The 13019-nt window shown below is 58.6% G+C and carries 15 protein-coding genes and 1 tRNA gene; 11 read left to right on the plus strand and 5 right to left on the minus strand.

What is annotated here, in order from left to right:
• Positions 1–19: 19 nt before the first annotated feature.
• Complete coding sequence (locus AC3ISI_RS06390; RefSeq protein ID WP_489335991.1) at positions 20–1090, plus strand: AI-2E family transporter; 1071 nt, start codon at positions 20–22, stop codon at positions 1088–1090.
• Between the two features lie 148 nt (positions 1091–1238).
• Here AC3ISI_RS06390 and AC3ISI_RS06395 read toward each other — a convergent pair whose 3' ends face one another.
• Positions 1239–1712: a peroxiredoxin gene (locus tag AC3ISI_RS06395; protein ID WP_489335992.1), complete on the minus strand. Its 474-nt coding sequence runs from the start codon at positions 1710–1712 to the stop codon at positions 1239–1241.
• Between the two features lie 10 nt (positions 1713–1722).
• Entirely contained in the window at positions 1723–2283 is a 561-nt protein-coding gene (locus tag AC3ISI_RS06400) for a glycine cleavage system transcriptional repressor (protein ID WP_489335993.1), read from the minus strand.
• A 325-nt stretch (positions 2284–2608) separates the two neighbouring features.
• Between AC3ISI_RS06400 and dapA the strand changes: the two genes are divergently transcribed.
• The 5 genes from dapA to AC3ISI_RS06425 all read left to right on the plus strand — a co-directional run bounded on the left by dapA (position 2609) and on the right by AC3ISI_RS06425 (position 6298).
• Positions 2609–3487 (plus strand): 4-hydroxy-tetrahydrodipicolinate synthase, encoded by an 879-nt coding sequence (gene dapA, locus AC3ISI_RS06405; protein ID WP_489335994.1) that lies wholly within the window; start codon positions 2609–2611, stop codon positions 3485–3487.
• Positions 3488–3504: 17 nt separating this feature from the next.
• Complete coding sequence (bamC, locus tag AC3ISI_RS06410; RefSeq protein WP_489335996.1) at positions 3505–4620, plus strand: NlpB/DapX family lipoprotein; 1116 nt, start codon at positions 3505–3507, stop codon at positions 4618–4620.
• A gap of 4 nt (positions 4621–4624) precedes the next feature.
• Positions 4625–5383: an MBL fold metallo-hydrolase gene (locus tag AC3ISI_RS06415; protein WP_223511337.1), complete on the plus strand. Its 759-nt coding sequence runs from the start codon at positions 4625–4627 to the stop codon at positions 5381–5383.
• A gap of 28 nt (positions 5384–5411) precedes the next feature.
• A complete protein-coding gene (gene purC, locus AC3ISI_RS06420; protein WP_007944067.1) occupies positions 5412–6125 on the plus strand; it encodes a phosphoribosylaminoimidazolesuccinocarboxamide synthase in 714 nt (237 codons plus the stop codon).
• A gap of 83 nt (positions 6126–6208) precedes the next feature.
• Positions 6209–6298: transfer RNA gene (locus tag AC3ISI_RS06425), tRNA-Ser, on the plus strand.
• Between the two features lie 140 nt (positions 6299–6438).
• On the opposite strand, the gene AC3ISI_RS06430 is transcribed toward AC3ISI_RS06425, so the two are convergent.
• Positions 6439–6729, minus strand: a complete 291-nt coding sequence (locus AC3ISI_RS06430; protein WP_489335997.1) for a DUF3077 domain-containing protein — start codon at positions 6727–6729, stop codon at positions 6439–6441.
• A 246-nt stretch (positions 6730–6975) separates the two neighbouring features.
• On the opposite strand from AC3ISI_RS06430, the gene AC3ISI_RS06435 reads away from it, so the two are divergent.
• Together AC3ISI_RS06435 and AC3ISI_RS06440 are read left to right on the plus strand one after the other, a co-directional pair.
• Positions 6976–7215 (plus strand): hypothetical protein, encoded by a 240-nt coding sequence (locus AC3ISI_RS06435; RefSeq protein WP_489335998.1) that lies wholly within the window; start codon positions 6976–6978, stop codon positions 7213–7215.
• Between the two features lie 90 nt (positions 7216–7305).
• Positions 7306–7638 (plus strand): hypothetical protein, encoded by a 333-nt coding sequence (locus AC3ISI_RS06440; protein WP_489335999.1) that lies wholly within the window; start codon positions 7306–7308, stop codon positions 7636–7638.
• Positions 7639–7680: 42 nt separating this feature from the next.
• On the opposite strand, the gene AC3ISI_RS06445 is transcribed toward AC3ISI_RS06440, so the two are convergent.
• Together AC3ISI_RS06445 and AC3ISI_RS06450 are read right to left on the minus strand one after the other, a co-directional pair.
• Complete coding sequence (locus AC3ISI_RS06445; protein WP_489337639.1) at positions 7681–8280, minus strand: cupin domain-containing protein; 600 nt, start codon at positions 8278–8280, stop codon at positions 7681–7683.
• 66 nt (positions 8281–8346) lie between these two features.
• Positions 8347–10308, minus strand: a complete 1962-nt coding sequence (locus AC3ISI_RS06450) for an oxidoreductase (RefSeq protein WP_489336000.1) — start codon at positions 10306–10308, stop codon at positions 8347–8349.
• A gap of 224 nt (positions 10309–10532) precedes the next feature.
• On the opposite strand from AC3ISI_RS06450, the gene AC3ISI_RS06455 reads away from it, so the two are divergent.
• The 3 genes from AC3ISI_RS06455 to AC3ISI_RS06465 all read left to right on the plus strand — a co-directional run bounded on the left by AC3ISI_RS06455 (position 10533) and on the right by AC3ISI_RS06465 (position 13018).
• Positions 10533–11315, plus strand: a complete 783-nt coding sequence (locus AC3ISI_RS06455) for a class II aldolase/adducin family protein (RefSeq protein ID WP_489336001.1) — start codon at positions 10533–10535, stop codon at positions 11313–11315.
• Positions 11316–11561: 246 nt separating this feature from the next.
• On the plus strand, positions 11562–12209 hold the full coding sequence (locus AC3ISI_RS06460) for a TetR family transcriptional regulator C-terminal domain-containing protein (RefSeq protein ID WP_489336003.1): 648 nt from the start codon (positions 11562–11564) through the stop codon (positions 12207–12209).
• Between the two features lie 92 nt (positions 12210–12301).
• Positions 12302–13018, plus strand: a complete 717-nt coding sequence (locus AC3ISI_RS06465) for a response regulator (protein WP_489336004.1) — start codon at positions 12302–12304, stop codon at positions 13016–13018.
• Position 13019 lies beyond the last annotated feature (1 nt).

Genomic DNA, 13019 nt, shown 5'->3' on the forward strand with positions numbered 1-13019 from the left:
TCGTTTCTAAGGAATTTTGATGTTCAAAGTGTTACGCGACTGGATTCAGCGCTACTTTTCCGATGAAGAAGCCGTGGTACTGGCCGTGTTGCTGTTTCTGGCATTCACCGCCGTACTCACTTTGGGCGGCATGCTCGCGCCGGTATTGGCCGGGATGGTGCTGGCGTATCTCATGCAAGGCCTGGTAGCCACTCTCGAACGCTTGCGTATGCCCGGCGGTGTGGCGGTGGGGCTGGTCTTCGCGCTGTTCATGGGCGCACTGCTGGTCTTCTTGATTGTTGTGGTGCCGTTGCTCTGGAATCAGTTGATGACGTTGTTCAACGAGTTGCCCGGCATGCTCCTCAAGTGGCAGTCCCTGTTATTGCTGTTGCCCGAGCGCTACCCGCATATGGTGTCTGATGAACAGGTATTGCAGTTCATCGAAGTGGCGCGCGGCGAAATCGGCAAGTTCGGCCAGTGGGCGCTGACGTTTTCCCTGTCGAGTCTGCCGCTGCTGGTGAACATCATGATCTACCTCGTTCTGGTGCCGATCCTGGTGTTCTTCTTTCTGAAGGATCGGGAAATGATCGGTCAGTGGGTACGCGGTTACCTGCCCCGTGAGCGGGCACTGATCACCCGAGTCGCTCACGAAATGAACCGGCAGATCGCCAATTACATTCGCGGCAAGGTCATCGAGATCTTCATCTGCGGTGGTGCGACCTACATCGGCTTCGTCGTTCTGGGGCTTAACTACGCGGCGCTGCTGGCCTTGCTGGTGGGCGTGTCGGTGGTGGTGCCTTACGTCGGAACCGTGGTGGTGACCGTCCCGGTCCTGCTGATTGCGCTGTTCCAATGGGGTTGGAGCGATCAGTTCATTTACTTGATGGCGGTCTACGGGATCATTCAGGTGCTGGACGGTAACGTGCTGGTGCCGTTGCTGTTTTCGGAAGCGGTCAACCTGCACCCTGTAGCGATCATTTGTGCGGTGCTGTTGTTTGGCGGGTTGTGGGGATTTTGGGGAGTGTTCTTTGCGATTCCGCTGGCGACGCTGTTCAAAGCCGTACTTGACGCGTGGCCGCGCAAGGAGCCGGAAGTCGCGCCTCTGCTTTAACGCTCAGCCCTGATTATAGGGTGAGGCTGATGACCTCTTCGTCGGAACGCCGCCCGGAGCAAGCCCGCTCCCACATGGTTTTGTGTTCACACAGATTAATTGTGGGAGCCGGCTTGCCTGCGAAGGGGTCCAACAGGCGCCGAATGAATCAGTCCTTGTTCAACGCCTGAGCTGCCGCCAACACCGCATCCACATGCCCCGGCACCTTCACACCACGCCATTCCTGACGCAGCACACCGTTCTTGTCGATCAGGAATGTGCTGCGATCAACGCCCATGTATTCCTTGCCATACAGCTTCTTCAACTTGATCACATCAAACAACTGGCAAAGCGCTTCTTCCTTGTCGCTGATCAGCTCGAAGGTGAACGCCTGCTTGGCCTTGAAGTTCTCATGGGACTTGAGGCTGTCACGGGATACGCCGAACACTTCGGTGTTGGCCGCTTTAAAAGCCTCTAGCTGATCGCGAAAGCCCTGACCTTCAGTGGTGCAGCCTGGGGTGCTGTCCTTCGGGTAGAAGTAAATCACCACCTGCTTGCCTTTAAGGCCCGTGAGGCTGACGGTCTGTCCATTGGTGGCGGGTGCTTCGAAGTCGGCGACCGGTTGGTCGATGGCAACGGCCATGAAAGCTTCCTTACATTGGATTTTGTGGGCGCCACGGTTCGATCAGGGCATCCAGGTTCAGCGCGTCGGCGAAATCCAGGAACTGATCACGCAGCCAGCTGATTTGCACACCAGCCGGCAAGGTCACGGTAAATGTGGCGTTAAGCATGGTGCCGCCGGTTTGCGGCGCCTGATACGTGTCGCAGGTCAGGTTTTCCAGCTCGACGTTGTGGTCCATGAAGAACTGGCACAGCTCATTGATGATGTCCGAGCGATAGGCCGAACTGACATAAGCCACGTAAGGCAGCGCCTGAGGGCGATTCTCCAGCGCCGCGCTGCGCACCACATTGACAGTGAACGCATGCTTTTTGGAGAGGCTCGGCAGGCTGCCTTCCAGGCGCGCCAGGGCGTCCCAGCTGCCGGAAATCTCGAGGACCAACGCACTGCATTCGCCATGACGGGTCAGGCGGGAAGTGACCACGGCGCAGCGGTTTTCATGGCTGGCGCGGCACAGGACGTTAGTCAGCTCCATGGGGTTGGCGCCGAGGGCACTGATGACAAGGAATTGTTCGCGAACTGTGGGGGTGGACATGCAGCATTCCTAAAGCGATGAGCGGTCGATACGTCTAAGGGCTTTTTCCGGGAACGAGCCTGCGGATGCGAATTCAAAAAACCGAGCTACAAGGTTGCAACATGCTCCAGTAAGGCAGGAGCGAGGGTCGGCAACGCTGGAGCAGGGCTTGTGATGCCGTAAATGGAGGCTGGAAACTGGCGTACGAGCTTATCAGTACCGATCAAAGTCTGAAGGGTAGCGAAAAGCAGCGCCAAGGGGAATGGCGGCAGCGTAGTACTTCGCTTGTACAAGCATCTTGGCGCCAGTACCATTACGGCTCTCTTTTTCCGGCAGGAGCGGTTGCATGATTGCGGGCAGTATGGTGGCACTGGTCACACCCATGGATGCAAAAGGTAATCTCGACTGGGACAGCCTGAGCAAACTGGTGGACTTTCACCTGCAAAACGGCACCCACGCCATCGTGGCGGTCGGCACTACAGGTGAATCGGCCACCCTCGACGTGAACGAGCACATCGAAGTGATTCGTTACGTGGTCAAGCAGGTTGCAGGGCGCATTCCGGTGATCGCCGGGACTGGCGCAAACTCGACTCGCGAAGCCATCGAGCTGACCACCAATGCGAAGATCGCCGGTGCCGACGCTTGCCTGCTGGTGACTCCGTATTACAACAAGCCGACCCAGGAAGGCCTGTACCAGCACTTCAAGGCCATCGCCGAAGCTGTCGATATCCCGCAAATTCTCTACAACGTGCCCGGCCGTACAGCCTGCGACATGCTGACAGAAACCGTGATCCGCCTGTCGACCGTGAAAAACATCATCGGCATCAAGGAAGCCACTGGCGACCTGAGCCGTGCCAAGGCCATCATTGATGGCGTGAGCAAAGATTTCGTGGTGCTGTCCGGTGACGACGCCACCGCAGTCGAGCTGATCCTGCTCGGCGGCAAAGGCAACATCTCGGTCACCGCCAACGTTGCGCCGCGCGACATGAGCGACCTGTGCAACGCTGCCCTGAAAGGCGACGCCGTGACCGCTCGCGCAATTCACGAAAAGCTGATGCCGCTCAATAAAACCCTGTTTATCGAATCCAACCCTATTCCCGTGAAATGGGCTCTGCATGAAATGGGCTTGATGCCGGACGGTATCCGTCTGCCGCTCACCTGGCTCAGTGCTGCCTGTCACGAACCGCTGCGTCAGGCCATGCGCCAGTCCGGCGTCCTGGTTTAATTGAGGAAGTACAACGCATGAAGCGAATGGCCGGACTTTCCGCACTTGCCTTGATTATCTCCAGCACCAGTGGCTGTGGATGGGTCTGGGGCCCGGAAGGTTATTTCCGTGACCGTGGTAGCGATTACCTGGAAGCGCAACAGACTGCACCGATGCAACTGCCAGCGAATATCACAGACGCCAAACGTCTGGAACCGCTGTTGCCGATCCCGCGTAACGTGGCTGATGACACCGCCAAGGGCGAATACATCGTTCCTCGTCCACAGCCGTTGGCGGCGTCGGCCGATGCCAGTCCTTACTCGCTGCAGAAAGTCGGCGATTCGCGCTCGATCCTGGCACAGAACCCACCGGCCGAAATCTGGCCTGTGGCTGTGCAGTTCTTCCAGGACAACGGTTTCCGTCTGGATGAACAGCGTCCGCAAACCGGCGAATTCACCACCACCTGGCAGCATTCCGACGAACTGGCCGCCGCAATGGCCAAGCGCCTGAGCGCAGCCGGCGTCAGCACCGATAGCCAAACCCGCGTTCGGGTACGTATCGAGCCGGGCGTGCAGCGCAACACCAGTGAAATCTATGTGGTCAGCGCCGAACGTCCTGCGGGCAGCACTGCCGACGTGGAGTTCACCAACCGTTCGCTCAACACCGGCCTGGATGCGGCACTGACCAACGATTTGCTCGCGAGCATGAGCCGCATTTCGGAGAAGGGCGGTTCGGTCTCCATGCTGGCTTCACGTGATTTTGATACACCAGGTCGTATCAGCCTGAGCGAAGACGGTAGCGGCAACCCGGTTCTGAACGTCGGCAACGACCTGGATCGTGCCTGGTCGAGCGTCGGTCGTGCGCTGGAACAGGGCGAGTGGCGCGTTGAAGATATCAACCGCAGCCTGGGCCTGTACTACATCAACTTGTCCGAAAAAGCCGAGAAGAAAGACGAGAAGCCTGGCTTCTTCAGCAGCCTGTTCGGCAGCGCGCCGAGCAAGGAAGAAGTGGAAGCCCGTGCCGAGCGTTATCAGGTTCGCCTGAGCAAGGTCGGCGAGAACGTCCAGGTCACCGTCGAGAAAAACATCAACACCGTGGCGCCGGCAGACGTGGCGCGCAAAGTGTTGAGCGAGATTCAGGACAAACTGGGCTGATCACATGCGTTTTGCCGTTCTCGGCAGCGGTAGCCAAGGGAACGGCACGCTGATAGCCAGCGATGACACGTATGTGCTGGTGGATTGTGGTTTTTCCCTGCGAGAAACCGAAAAACGCCTGCTGCGCCTGGGTGTAAACCCTGCGCAGCTGAGCGCGATACTCGTGACCCACGAACATGCCGACCACGTGCATGGCGTGGGTTTGCTGTCTCGGCGCTACAATCTGCCTGTCTACCTAAGTCGCGGGACCCTGCGCGGGATGCGCAAACCGATTGAACCGGCTGGCCTTCTGGCCGGCGGCGAGCAACTGCAGATCGGTGCTCTGAGCATTGGCGTCATTGCCGTGGCCCACGATGCACAGGAGCCGACGCAATACGTCTTCAGCGACGGTGAGCGACGCTTCGGCCTGCTGACCGACTTGGGCTCGTATTGCAACAAGGTGCTGGACGGCTATCGGGACCTCGATGCGTTGATGATCGAGTCCAACCATTGCCGTGACATGCTGGCTCGCGGTCACTACCCGTATTTTCTGAAGCAGCGGGTGGGTGGTGAACTGGGACATTTGAACAACCACCAGGCGGCATTCCTGGTGTCCGAGTTGGGCTGGCAAGGCCTGCAACACCTGGTCCTGGCCCATCTGAGCAGTAAGAACAACCTGCCGCAGCTGGCCCGGCAATGTTTTGTCGACACCCTCGGGTGCGATCCGGACTGGCTGCAACTGGCCGATCAAGATTCAGGGCTCGACTGGCGACACATCGCCTAGCCCACCTACTTAGCAAGCGGAGCCCATCATGGAAAAACGTGAAGAACTCTACCGCGGCAAAGCCAAATCGGTTTACAAGACCGACGACGCTAACCGCTTGATCCTGCTGTTTCGCAACGACACCTCGGCGTTCGACGGCAAGCGCATTGAGCAGCTCGACCGCAAAGGCATGGTGAACAACAAGTTCAACGCCTTCATCATGCAGAAACTCGAAGCCGCCGGCGTGCCGACCCAGTTCGACAAACTGCTGGGCGACAACGAATGCCTGGTGAAAAAACTCGACATGATCCCGGTCGAATGCGTCGTGCGTAACTACGCCGCCGGCAGCCTGGTCAAGCGTCTGGGCGTCGAAGAAGGCATGAAGCTCAACCCTTACACCTTCGAACTGTTCCTGAAGGACGACGCCAAGGGCGACCCGTTCATCAACGAATCCCACGTTGTGGCGTTCGGTTGGGGCACAGCCGAGCAACTGGTTCGCATGAAAGAACTGTCGCTCAAGGTCAACGAAGTCCTGAGCAAACTGTTCGACGACGCCGGCCTGTTGCTGGTCGACTTCAAACTTGAATTCGGCGTATTCCACGACGGCTCCATCGTCCTGGGCGACGAATTCAGCCCGGACGGCTGCCGCCTGTGGGACAAGGCCACCGGCAAGAAAATGGACAAGGACCGCTTCCGTCAGGGCCTCGGTGACGTCATCGAAGCCTACGAAGAAGTCGCCAATCGTCTGGGCGTACCGCTTTAATCGACGCAAGCATCTGATAGCACGGAAAAATTTCGCTTAGGGGGTTCGCTTCCGGCGAAAGTGTTGTTATGATGCGCGCCGTTGGAGAGATGCCAGAGTGGCCGAATGGGACGGATTCGAAATCCGTTGTACCTTCACCGGTACCTAGGGTTCGAATCCCTATCTCTCCGCCATTACATAGAAAAAGCCCCGTAGCTGAAAAGTTACGGGGCTTTTTCGTTTCTGGCGTTTCGTTCAGGGTATTTTTAGCTGCGCTTTCAACCAGAGTTGGAGGCCCCTGATATCTCGGGCGAATACTCAGAATGGCGAGCCACTAACCTGCTGTCTTTTCACTCTTCCAAACAGGTCGTGGCGAAACAGCCTTCACCACATCATCGATCAGCGCTTTTCCCATCGCCGTCAAATAGTGCGCAGCCCAAGCATGACGGTCGGTGTCTTTTGCATAAGCTGCGTCCTCAGTGAGCGCCTTGGCCAGGAACAGGAAATCCGAGGCCTGTGCCAATGCAACACTGATGGGCACACCCGCGCTGACGTGGAACATTGCATTGTCCGAGCAGTAGATGGGGGTGAAGCCGATAGTTTTCGCTTCTGCTGGTTCGGTCATTTGCCACCTCCAGTGAGGGAGATGCGGCGGGAGAAGGGGAGCAGTGACTCGGAATCGATTTGAGGGTGATGCTGTATTTTGAGCGGATTTGTACTGCGCATTGTTCAGTTCCCTTGATTTGAGGAGCTGCCGCATTCGATACCAAGCGAATGGGTGGCAGCTGTACGCAGGTTGGTAAACCGGGGAATCAAGGAAACCGGCACGTCCGAAGACGTCCCACGCACAGCCGCCAAAACGGAATCGCAGATGAAAAAACGTCTGCAGTTCGTTGGGAGCGCTGTTACGCCATATTCCACCGGGTTACCAAGCCCGATCGCTGAATGTGCAGCGACGTCTGGAGAGTATCCCGCTGAATATATGGCCAACAAGGTGGCAACCTGCTCAAAAGCACAGCAAGCGTACCCCCTTACGCAACTCTCGGATTTTGCCTACAACTTCATCAAGAGTCACCCGGATAGTCTGCTAACCGTGCAACACAAAACCTGAACGCCAAAACAGGAAGCGACAGCTCGAAGGCAAATCCACGTCATTAGCTATCATGCAATACACAGCAAATTACCGGATAATGGAGGATGCATGAACAAATGGCAACGGCTATGGTTGTCTGTGAAGCTGATAGCAGCCGCAGCGGCCTGTTTGGCCGCTGGTGTACTGGCTTTTTTCTACATGATGGACAGCTCTGACGCAGAGCAAATCCACCCGTTGAGTATTCTGGTTGTCGGGCTGATCTTCGGCTTCGTCACCTTTGGACTCCTCTCATTGCTTGAAAGGGGCGTGCGGGGTCTAGTTGCCCTTTTTGTCACTGCCAAACCCCAGCCTGAAGCGGAGGCTGAGAACGATGCGGGGCTGACAGCGGAGCAGCCAATCATTTTGTCTGCTGACGATTCAGCTCAACAGAAGAATCTGTGAGTCTGCAACAGATACTCCGCGCTGCTTTACGATGCCAAATGCTCAAAACGTAGGCGGCGTAACCACCCAAATCACCACCGCATCCACATCCCCAGGATTCCCATACCGATGCGGTTCCTGGCTGGAGAAGCTGAAACTATCCCCTTCACCCAGCAAAAAGTGCCGCTCCCCGACCCACAACTCAAAACTCCCCGACAGCAAATACCCAGCTTCTTCGCCTTCATGGCTATAACTCTGCTGGCTATACGTCCCCGGCGGAAACCGCGAGTGCAGCATCTCCAGCTGCCGATTCGGTTGCGGTGTCAGCAAGTGATCCACAATGCCATCTTCGTAATGCACGCTCATCCGGGTGTTTTTACGCACGACAATGCCGTCGTCTTCCGGCGCCGTTTGCGTTTCGCTGGCGAAGAACCATTGAATGGTCACGCCCAGGCTCCGGGCGATGTTGAACAGGGCAGGGATGGAAGGGTAGGCGAGGTTGCGTTCGAGCTGGCTGATGTAGCCCGCCGTCAATTCGCTCAATTGCGCCAACTCGGCCAAGGTCATGCCCCGGCGCTTACGCAAGCCACGAATTCGTGTGCCGAGGAAGTGCGGCTCAGCGGTGGCGCTGTCCTGTGTGGGCGCGCCGTTGGCAGGCTGCATCTTGCTGCTGTTGCTCATGGCGTGCTCCAAACCGGGATCTGTCAAAACCCCGGAGTATAAACAGCCTTAAAGCTCCCAGGCGACTTTCAGCCCCTCGTAGATGGCTTCTTCGGCGGTGCGTGGGGCGAGGCAGTCGCCGATGCGGCGAAACTCCACCAGGCCTTGTAGTTCTGCACCGAGGGAGTCGACCGGTTGGTGGCCCTGGCAGAGCACCAGAGTGTCGATGTTTTCGAAGAGCATCGGTTCGCCGCTGGCGGTGTGTTGCAGGTAGACGGTGTTGTCGTCGCAGCCATAGAGGCGGGCGTAAGGGGTAATCGGGATACCGAGTTTGTGCAGTTCGCCGGCCAGTTGATCGCGTACGTACAGCGGCAGGTTTTCCCCGCAATGGGTACCGTTGACCGCCAGTTGCACTTGATGCCCGGCGCGGACCAGACGTTCGGCGATGCCGGGGCCGATCCAGTCGCAGCGCCAGTCGACCACCACCACGGATCGGCCGATTTGTACTTCATCGCGCAGTACTTGCCAGGCGTCTACCACCTGCAATTCGCCGCCGCGCTCGAACGCCGGCCAATACGGCTCGGCGCCGGTGGCAACGATCACCATGTCCGGCCGTTCACGTTCCACCAGTGCCCGGTCGACGCGGGTATTGCGCACGACGCGCACGCCGGCCAGTTCCATTTCGCGTTGTAGGTTGGTGCTGGCGCCGCCGAATTCAGCGCGCTTGGGCAAGAGTTGCGCGAGCAAGACTTGGCCGCCGAGTTGCGAACTGGCTTCGTAGAGAGTCACGTCATGTCCGCGCTGGGCGGCCACGGCAGCGGCTTTCATCCCGGCAGGGCCACCGCCGGCAATCATGATGCGTTTACGTTGCCCCGCCATTTGCCGTTGGCCGAAGATCAATTCGCGCCCGGTTTCCGGATGCTGGATGCAGGAGATCGGCAAGCCTTTGTGGAAGTGGCCGATGCATGCCTGATTGCAGGCGATGCAGGCGCGCACATCTTCAACGTGGCCGGTGTCGGTTTTGTTGGGCATTTGCGGGTCGCAGATCAGCGCGCGGGTCATGCCGCAGACGTCTGCCTGACCGCGCGACAGAATCAATTCGGCTTCCTGTGGCTGGTTGATGCGCCCGGTAACGAACAGCGGAATCGACAGGCCGGCCTTGAACGTTCCGGCCTCCTTGGCCAGGTAAGCGGCTTCGATCGCCATCGGCGGCACGATGTGCACCGCGCCGCCCAAGGAGGCGGAGGTGCCCGCGACGATGTGCACGTAATCCAGCAGTGGTTGCAGCGATTGCACGGCGGCGAGGGATTCGTCTTCGGTCAGCCCTTCGGAATCGCGTTCATCGGCGGAAATACGCAAGCCGATGATGAAGTGTTCATCGGTGTTGGCGCGCACGGCGGCGATCACTTCGCGCAGAAAACGCAGGCGCTGTTCCAGTTCGCCGTTGTAGCCATCGGTGCGACGGTTGACCCGTGGATTAATGAATTGCGCCGGCAGGTAACCATGGCTGGCGACCACTTCCACGCCGTCGATCCCGGCCTGGTACAAGCGCCCGGCCGCCGCCCCGTAACCGGCGACGATCTCGTCGATCATCGTCTGATCCAGCGCACGCGGCATCACCCGGAAGCGCTCGTTGGGCACCGCCGAAGGCGAATACGCGACGGCCAGCAGGCCATCGCTGGACTCCATGATTTCGCGCCCCGGATGGAAGATCTGCGACAGCACCACCGTGCCGTGAGCATGGCAACTGTCAGCGATTTTCTGATAACCCTCAATGCACGCGTCATCGGTCGCCATCAACACGTGCGAGGTGTACCGCGCACTGTCATGCACCCCGGCCACTTGCAGCACGATCAGCCCGACACCGCCTTCGGCTCGCGCGGTGTGATAGGCGATCAGTTGCTCGTTGACCAGGTTGTCGGTGGGCATCGACGTGTCGTGACCACTGGACATGATGCGGTTTTTCAGGCGTTTGCCCCGCAGCTGCAAGGGTTCGAACAAGTGTGCAAAAGCGGCGGAAGAGGACGGCATGGTGCGGGTACTCCAGGCAGGCTGAAGCCGAAAGGCCGGGTTTTCGGCGTTGTTATTATTTGCCTATAGAAGTTTACCTTTAGTAAAAAATCAACTTGTTTTTTTACTAGCGCTCGCATTAGATTCATTTGGCCTGGGCCAGCAAGTAACCGCAAGCGGCTGGACGTGGGAGCGCGTCCAGCCTTACTGTTTCGCGCAGTCGATCAGCCTGGAGACCTAGAACAATGAACGAGATCGCCACGTTTTCTCAGCGCAGCGCCACCGAGCAACGCCTGCGCGAGGAATTAGCCGCCTGTTACCGATTGATCGCGCATTTTCGTATGACCGATCTGATCTTCACCCACATCTCGGTGCGCCTGCCGGGGCCTGAGCATCACTTCCTGATCAATCCGTACGGGCTGATGTTCGATGAAATCACTGCGTCCAATCTGGTGAAGATCGGCCTGGATGGCCGGGCTGTGGAGCCGTCGCCGTACCCGGTGAATCCGGCGGGGTTTGTGATTCACAGCGCGATTCACGGAGCTCGTGAAGACGCGCAGTGTGTGCTGCACACTCATACCAAATCCGGTTGTGCGGTCGCTGCGTTGAAATGCGGGTTGTTGCCGGTGAATCAGATCTCGATGGAATTCTATGGCCGGGTTGCGTACCACGATTATGAAGGTGTGGCGCTGGACATGAGCGAGCAACAGCGTTTGGTGCAAGACCTCGGCGACAAACCGGTGTTGATGCTGCGCAACCACGGTTTGCTGACCGTGGGTGACACAGTGAGCCAGGCGTTTTTGCGTATGTATTACCTGGAAAAAGCTTGCGAAATCCAGCTTGCCGCGCAGGCAGCGGGTGAGTTGGTTTTGCCCCCGGCGGAGGTCTGCGAACACACCGAGCGTCAGTTCAACGACCCAGGCCGACCGCTGGAGGAAGGCGAGTTGAGTGACCCGGATGCCATGCAATTGGCTTGGACTGCGATGCTGCGATTGCTTGATCGGGTGGCATCGGGTTATCGGGATTGACCTGCGGATTCGTATTGATGGGCTGGCCCATCGCGAGCAAGCTCGCTCCCACAGGGTTTTGTGTTGGACGCAAACAATGAAAACACACAGATCAAATGTGGGAGCGTAGCTTGCCCGCGATGGCCGCGACACGGTCTCAGAGCCAGGCATCTGACTGGAGACTTGCCACGTTCTTGCTGTACAGTCGTTCAGCGCGCGGATTATCCAACCGCATCCCCAACGATTGATCCACGGAGAGTGTCGCGCATGAGTCAGGAAGCCCGTTTTTCCCGCATGGAGCCGGAGTTGCGCAAGGCCAATCTGATCGAGGCGACGTTGGTGTGCCTCAAGCGCCACGGTTTCCAGGGCGCCTCGATCCGCAAGATTTCTGCCGAGGCCGGTGTTTCGGTCGGGCTGATCAGCCATCACTATTCCGGCAAGGATGAACTGGTGGCCGAGGCCTACAGGGCGATTACTGGCCGCGTCATGAGCTTGCTGCGCGACGCCATGGCACACGCGGCGCCCAACCCCCGCGAGCGTCTGTCGGCGTTCTTCCGCGGCTCGTTTTCCGCCGAATTGCTCGATCCGCAATTGATCGATGCCTGGCTGGCATTCTGGGGCGCGGTGCGCACGGCAGAGTCAATCAATCTTGCGCACGAACATTCCTATGGTGAGTACCGTGGCATCTTGCGCAAGGTCCTGACCGAGCTGGCGCTGGAAGAAAGCTGGGAAAATTTCGATGCCGATCTGGCCGCCATCAGCCTCAGCGCCTTGCTCGACGGTTTGTGGTTGGAGTCGGGTCTCAACCCCGGCACCTTCACCCCGGAGCAAGGCATCCAGATTTGCGAAGCCTGGGTCGACGGATTGCAGGCCGGCGGTCGTCAGCGGTTTTGCGTCCAGACGACGGGTTGTTGATCGGTCGTTCAGCTGTCGATACTCTCTGGCGCCAAAGCAACAAACCACTCTAATAAGAAACACGCCTTCGGGCATACGCGGGACACCATGCGATGACTCCTCGGGTATTGATCGTCGACGACGATCCGCTGATACGCGAACTGCTGCACGCCTACCTGTCCCAGGACGGTTATGAAGTGCATTGCGCCGCCACGGCGGAGCAGGCCGAAACCTTCCTGGCGAGCCAGACAGTCGATCTGGTGATGCTCGATATCCGCCTGCCGGGCAAGGACGGCCTGACCCTGACCCGGGAGCTGCGGGTGCGTTCGGAAGTCGGGATCATTCTGATCACCGGGCGCAACGACGAAATCGACCGCATCGTCGGCCTTGAATGCGGCGCCGATGACTATGTGATCAAACCGCTCAACCCGCGTGAACTGGTGTCCCGGGCGAAAAACCTGATTCGCCGGGTTCGTCACGCGCAGACGCCGCAACCGGCAGCGGCCATCGCCAAACCGGTCAAACAATTCGCCGACTGGGCGCTGGACACCGACCGCCGACGGTTGATCGACCAGACTGGCAGCGAAACCCTGCTGACCCACGGCGAGTACCAGTTGCTCAGCGTGTTCCTGCGCAACAGCGGCCACACCTTGAGTCGCGATCAACTGATGGACCAGATCCGCAATCGCGAATGGGTGCCCAACGACCGCTCCATCGACGTGCTGGTCGGACGCTTGCGTCGCAAGTTGCACGACGATCCGGCCGAGCCGCAATTGATCATTACCATTCACGGCGCCGGTTACCTGTTTACCGCCAGCGTGGCGGCCTGAG

It is taken from the genome of Pseudomonas sp. GL_139_B, from assembly GCF_057834475.1.

Bases quoted from the DNA above. Each gene is read 5' to 3' on its own strand.
- AC3ISI_RS06445 (WP_489337639.1), bottom strand. From the start codon at position 8,280: ATGCAGCCTGCCAACGGCGCGCCCACACAGGACAGCGCCACCGCTGAG.
- AC3ISI_RS06400 (WP_489335993.1), bottom strand. From the start codon at position 2,283: ATGTCCACCCCCACAGTTCGCGAACAATTCCTTGTCATCAGTGCCCTC.
- bamC (WP_489335996.1), top strand. From the start codon at position 3,505: ATGAAGCGAATGGCCGGACTTTCCGCACTTGCCTTGATTATCTCCAGC.
- AC3ISI_RS06415 (WP_223511337.1), top strand. From the start codon at position 4,625: ATGCGTTTTGCCGTTCTCGGCAGCGGTAGCCAAGGGAACGGCACGCTG.
- AC3ISI_RS06450 (WP_489336000.1), bottom strand. From the start codon at position 10,308: ATGCCGTCCTCTTCCGCCGCTTTTGCACACTTGTTCGAACCCTTGCAG.
- AC3ISI_RS06440 (WP_489335999.1), top strand. From the start codon at position 7,306: ATGAACAAATGGCAACGGCTATGGTTGTCTGTGAAGCTGATAGCAGCC.
- AC3ISI_RS06430 (WP_489335997.1), bottom strand. From the start codon at position 6,729: ATGACCGAACCAGCAGAAGCGAAAACTATCGGCTTCACCCCCATCTAC.
- purC (WP_007944067.1), top strand. From the start codon at position 5,412: ATGGAAAAACGTGAAGAACTCTACCGCGGCAAAGCCAAATCGGTTTAC.
- AC3ISI_RS06465 (WP_489336004.1), top strand. From the start codon at position 12,302: ATGACTCCTCGGGTATTGATCGTCGACGACGATCCGCTGATACGCGAA.
- AC3ISI_RS06395 (WP_489335992.1), bottom strand. From the start codon at position 1,712: ATGGCCGTTGCCATCGACCAACCGGTCGCCGACTTCGAAGCACCCGCC.
- AC3ISI_RS06390 (WP_489335991.1), top strand. From the start codon at position 20: ATGTTCAAAGTGTTACGCGACTGGATTCAGCGCTACTTTTCCGATGAA.
- AC3ISI_RS06455 (WP_489336001.1), top strand. From the start codon at position 10,533: ATGAACGAGATCGCCACGTTTTCTCAGCGCAGCGCCACCGAGCAACGC.
- AC3ISI_RS06435 (WP_489335998.1), top strand. From the start codon at position 6,976: ATGAAAAAACGTCTGCAGTTCGTTGGGAGCGCTGTTACGCCATATTCC.
- AC3ISI_RS06460 (WP_489336003.1), top strand. From the start codon at position 11,562: ATGAGTCAGGAAGCCCGTTTTTCCCGCATGGAGCCGGAGTTGCGCAAG.
- dapA (WP_489335994.1), top strand. From the start codon at position 2,609: ATGATTGCGGGCAGTATGGTGGCACTGGTCACACCCATGGATGCAAAA.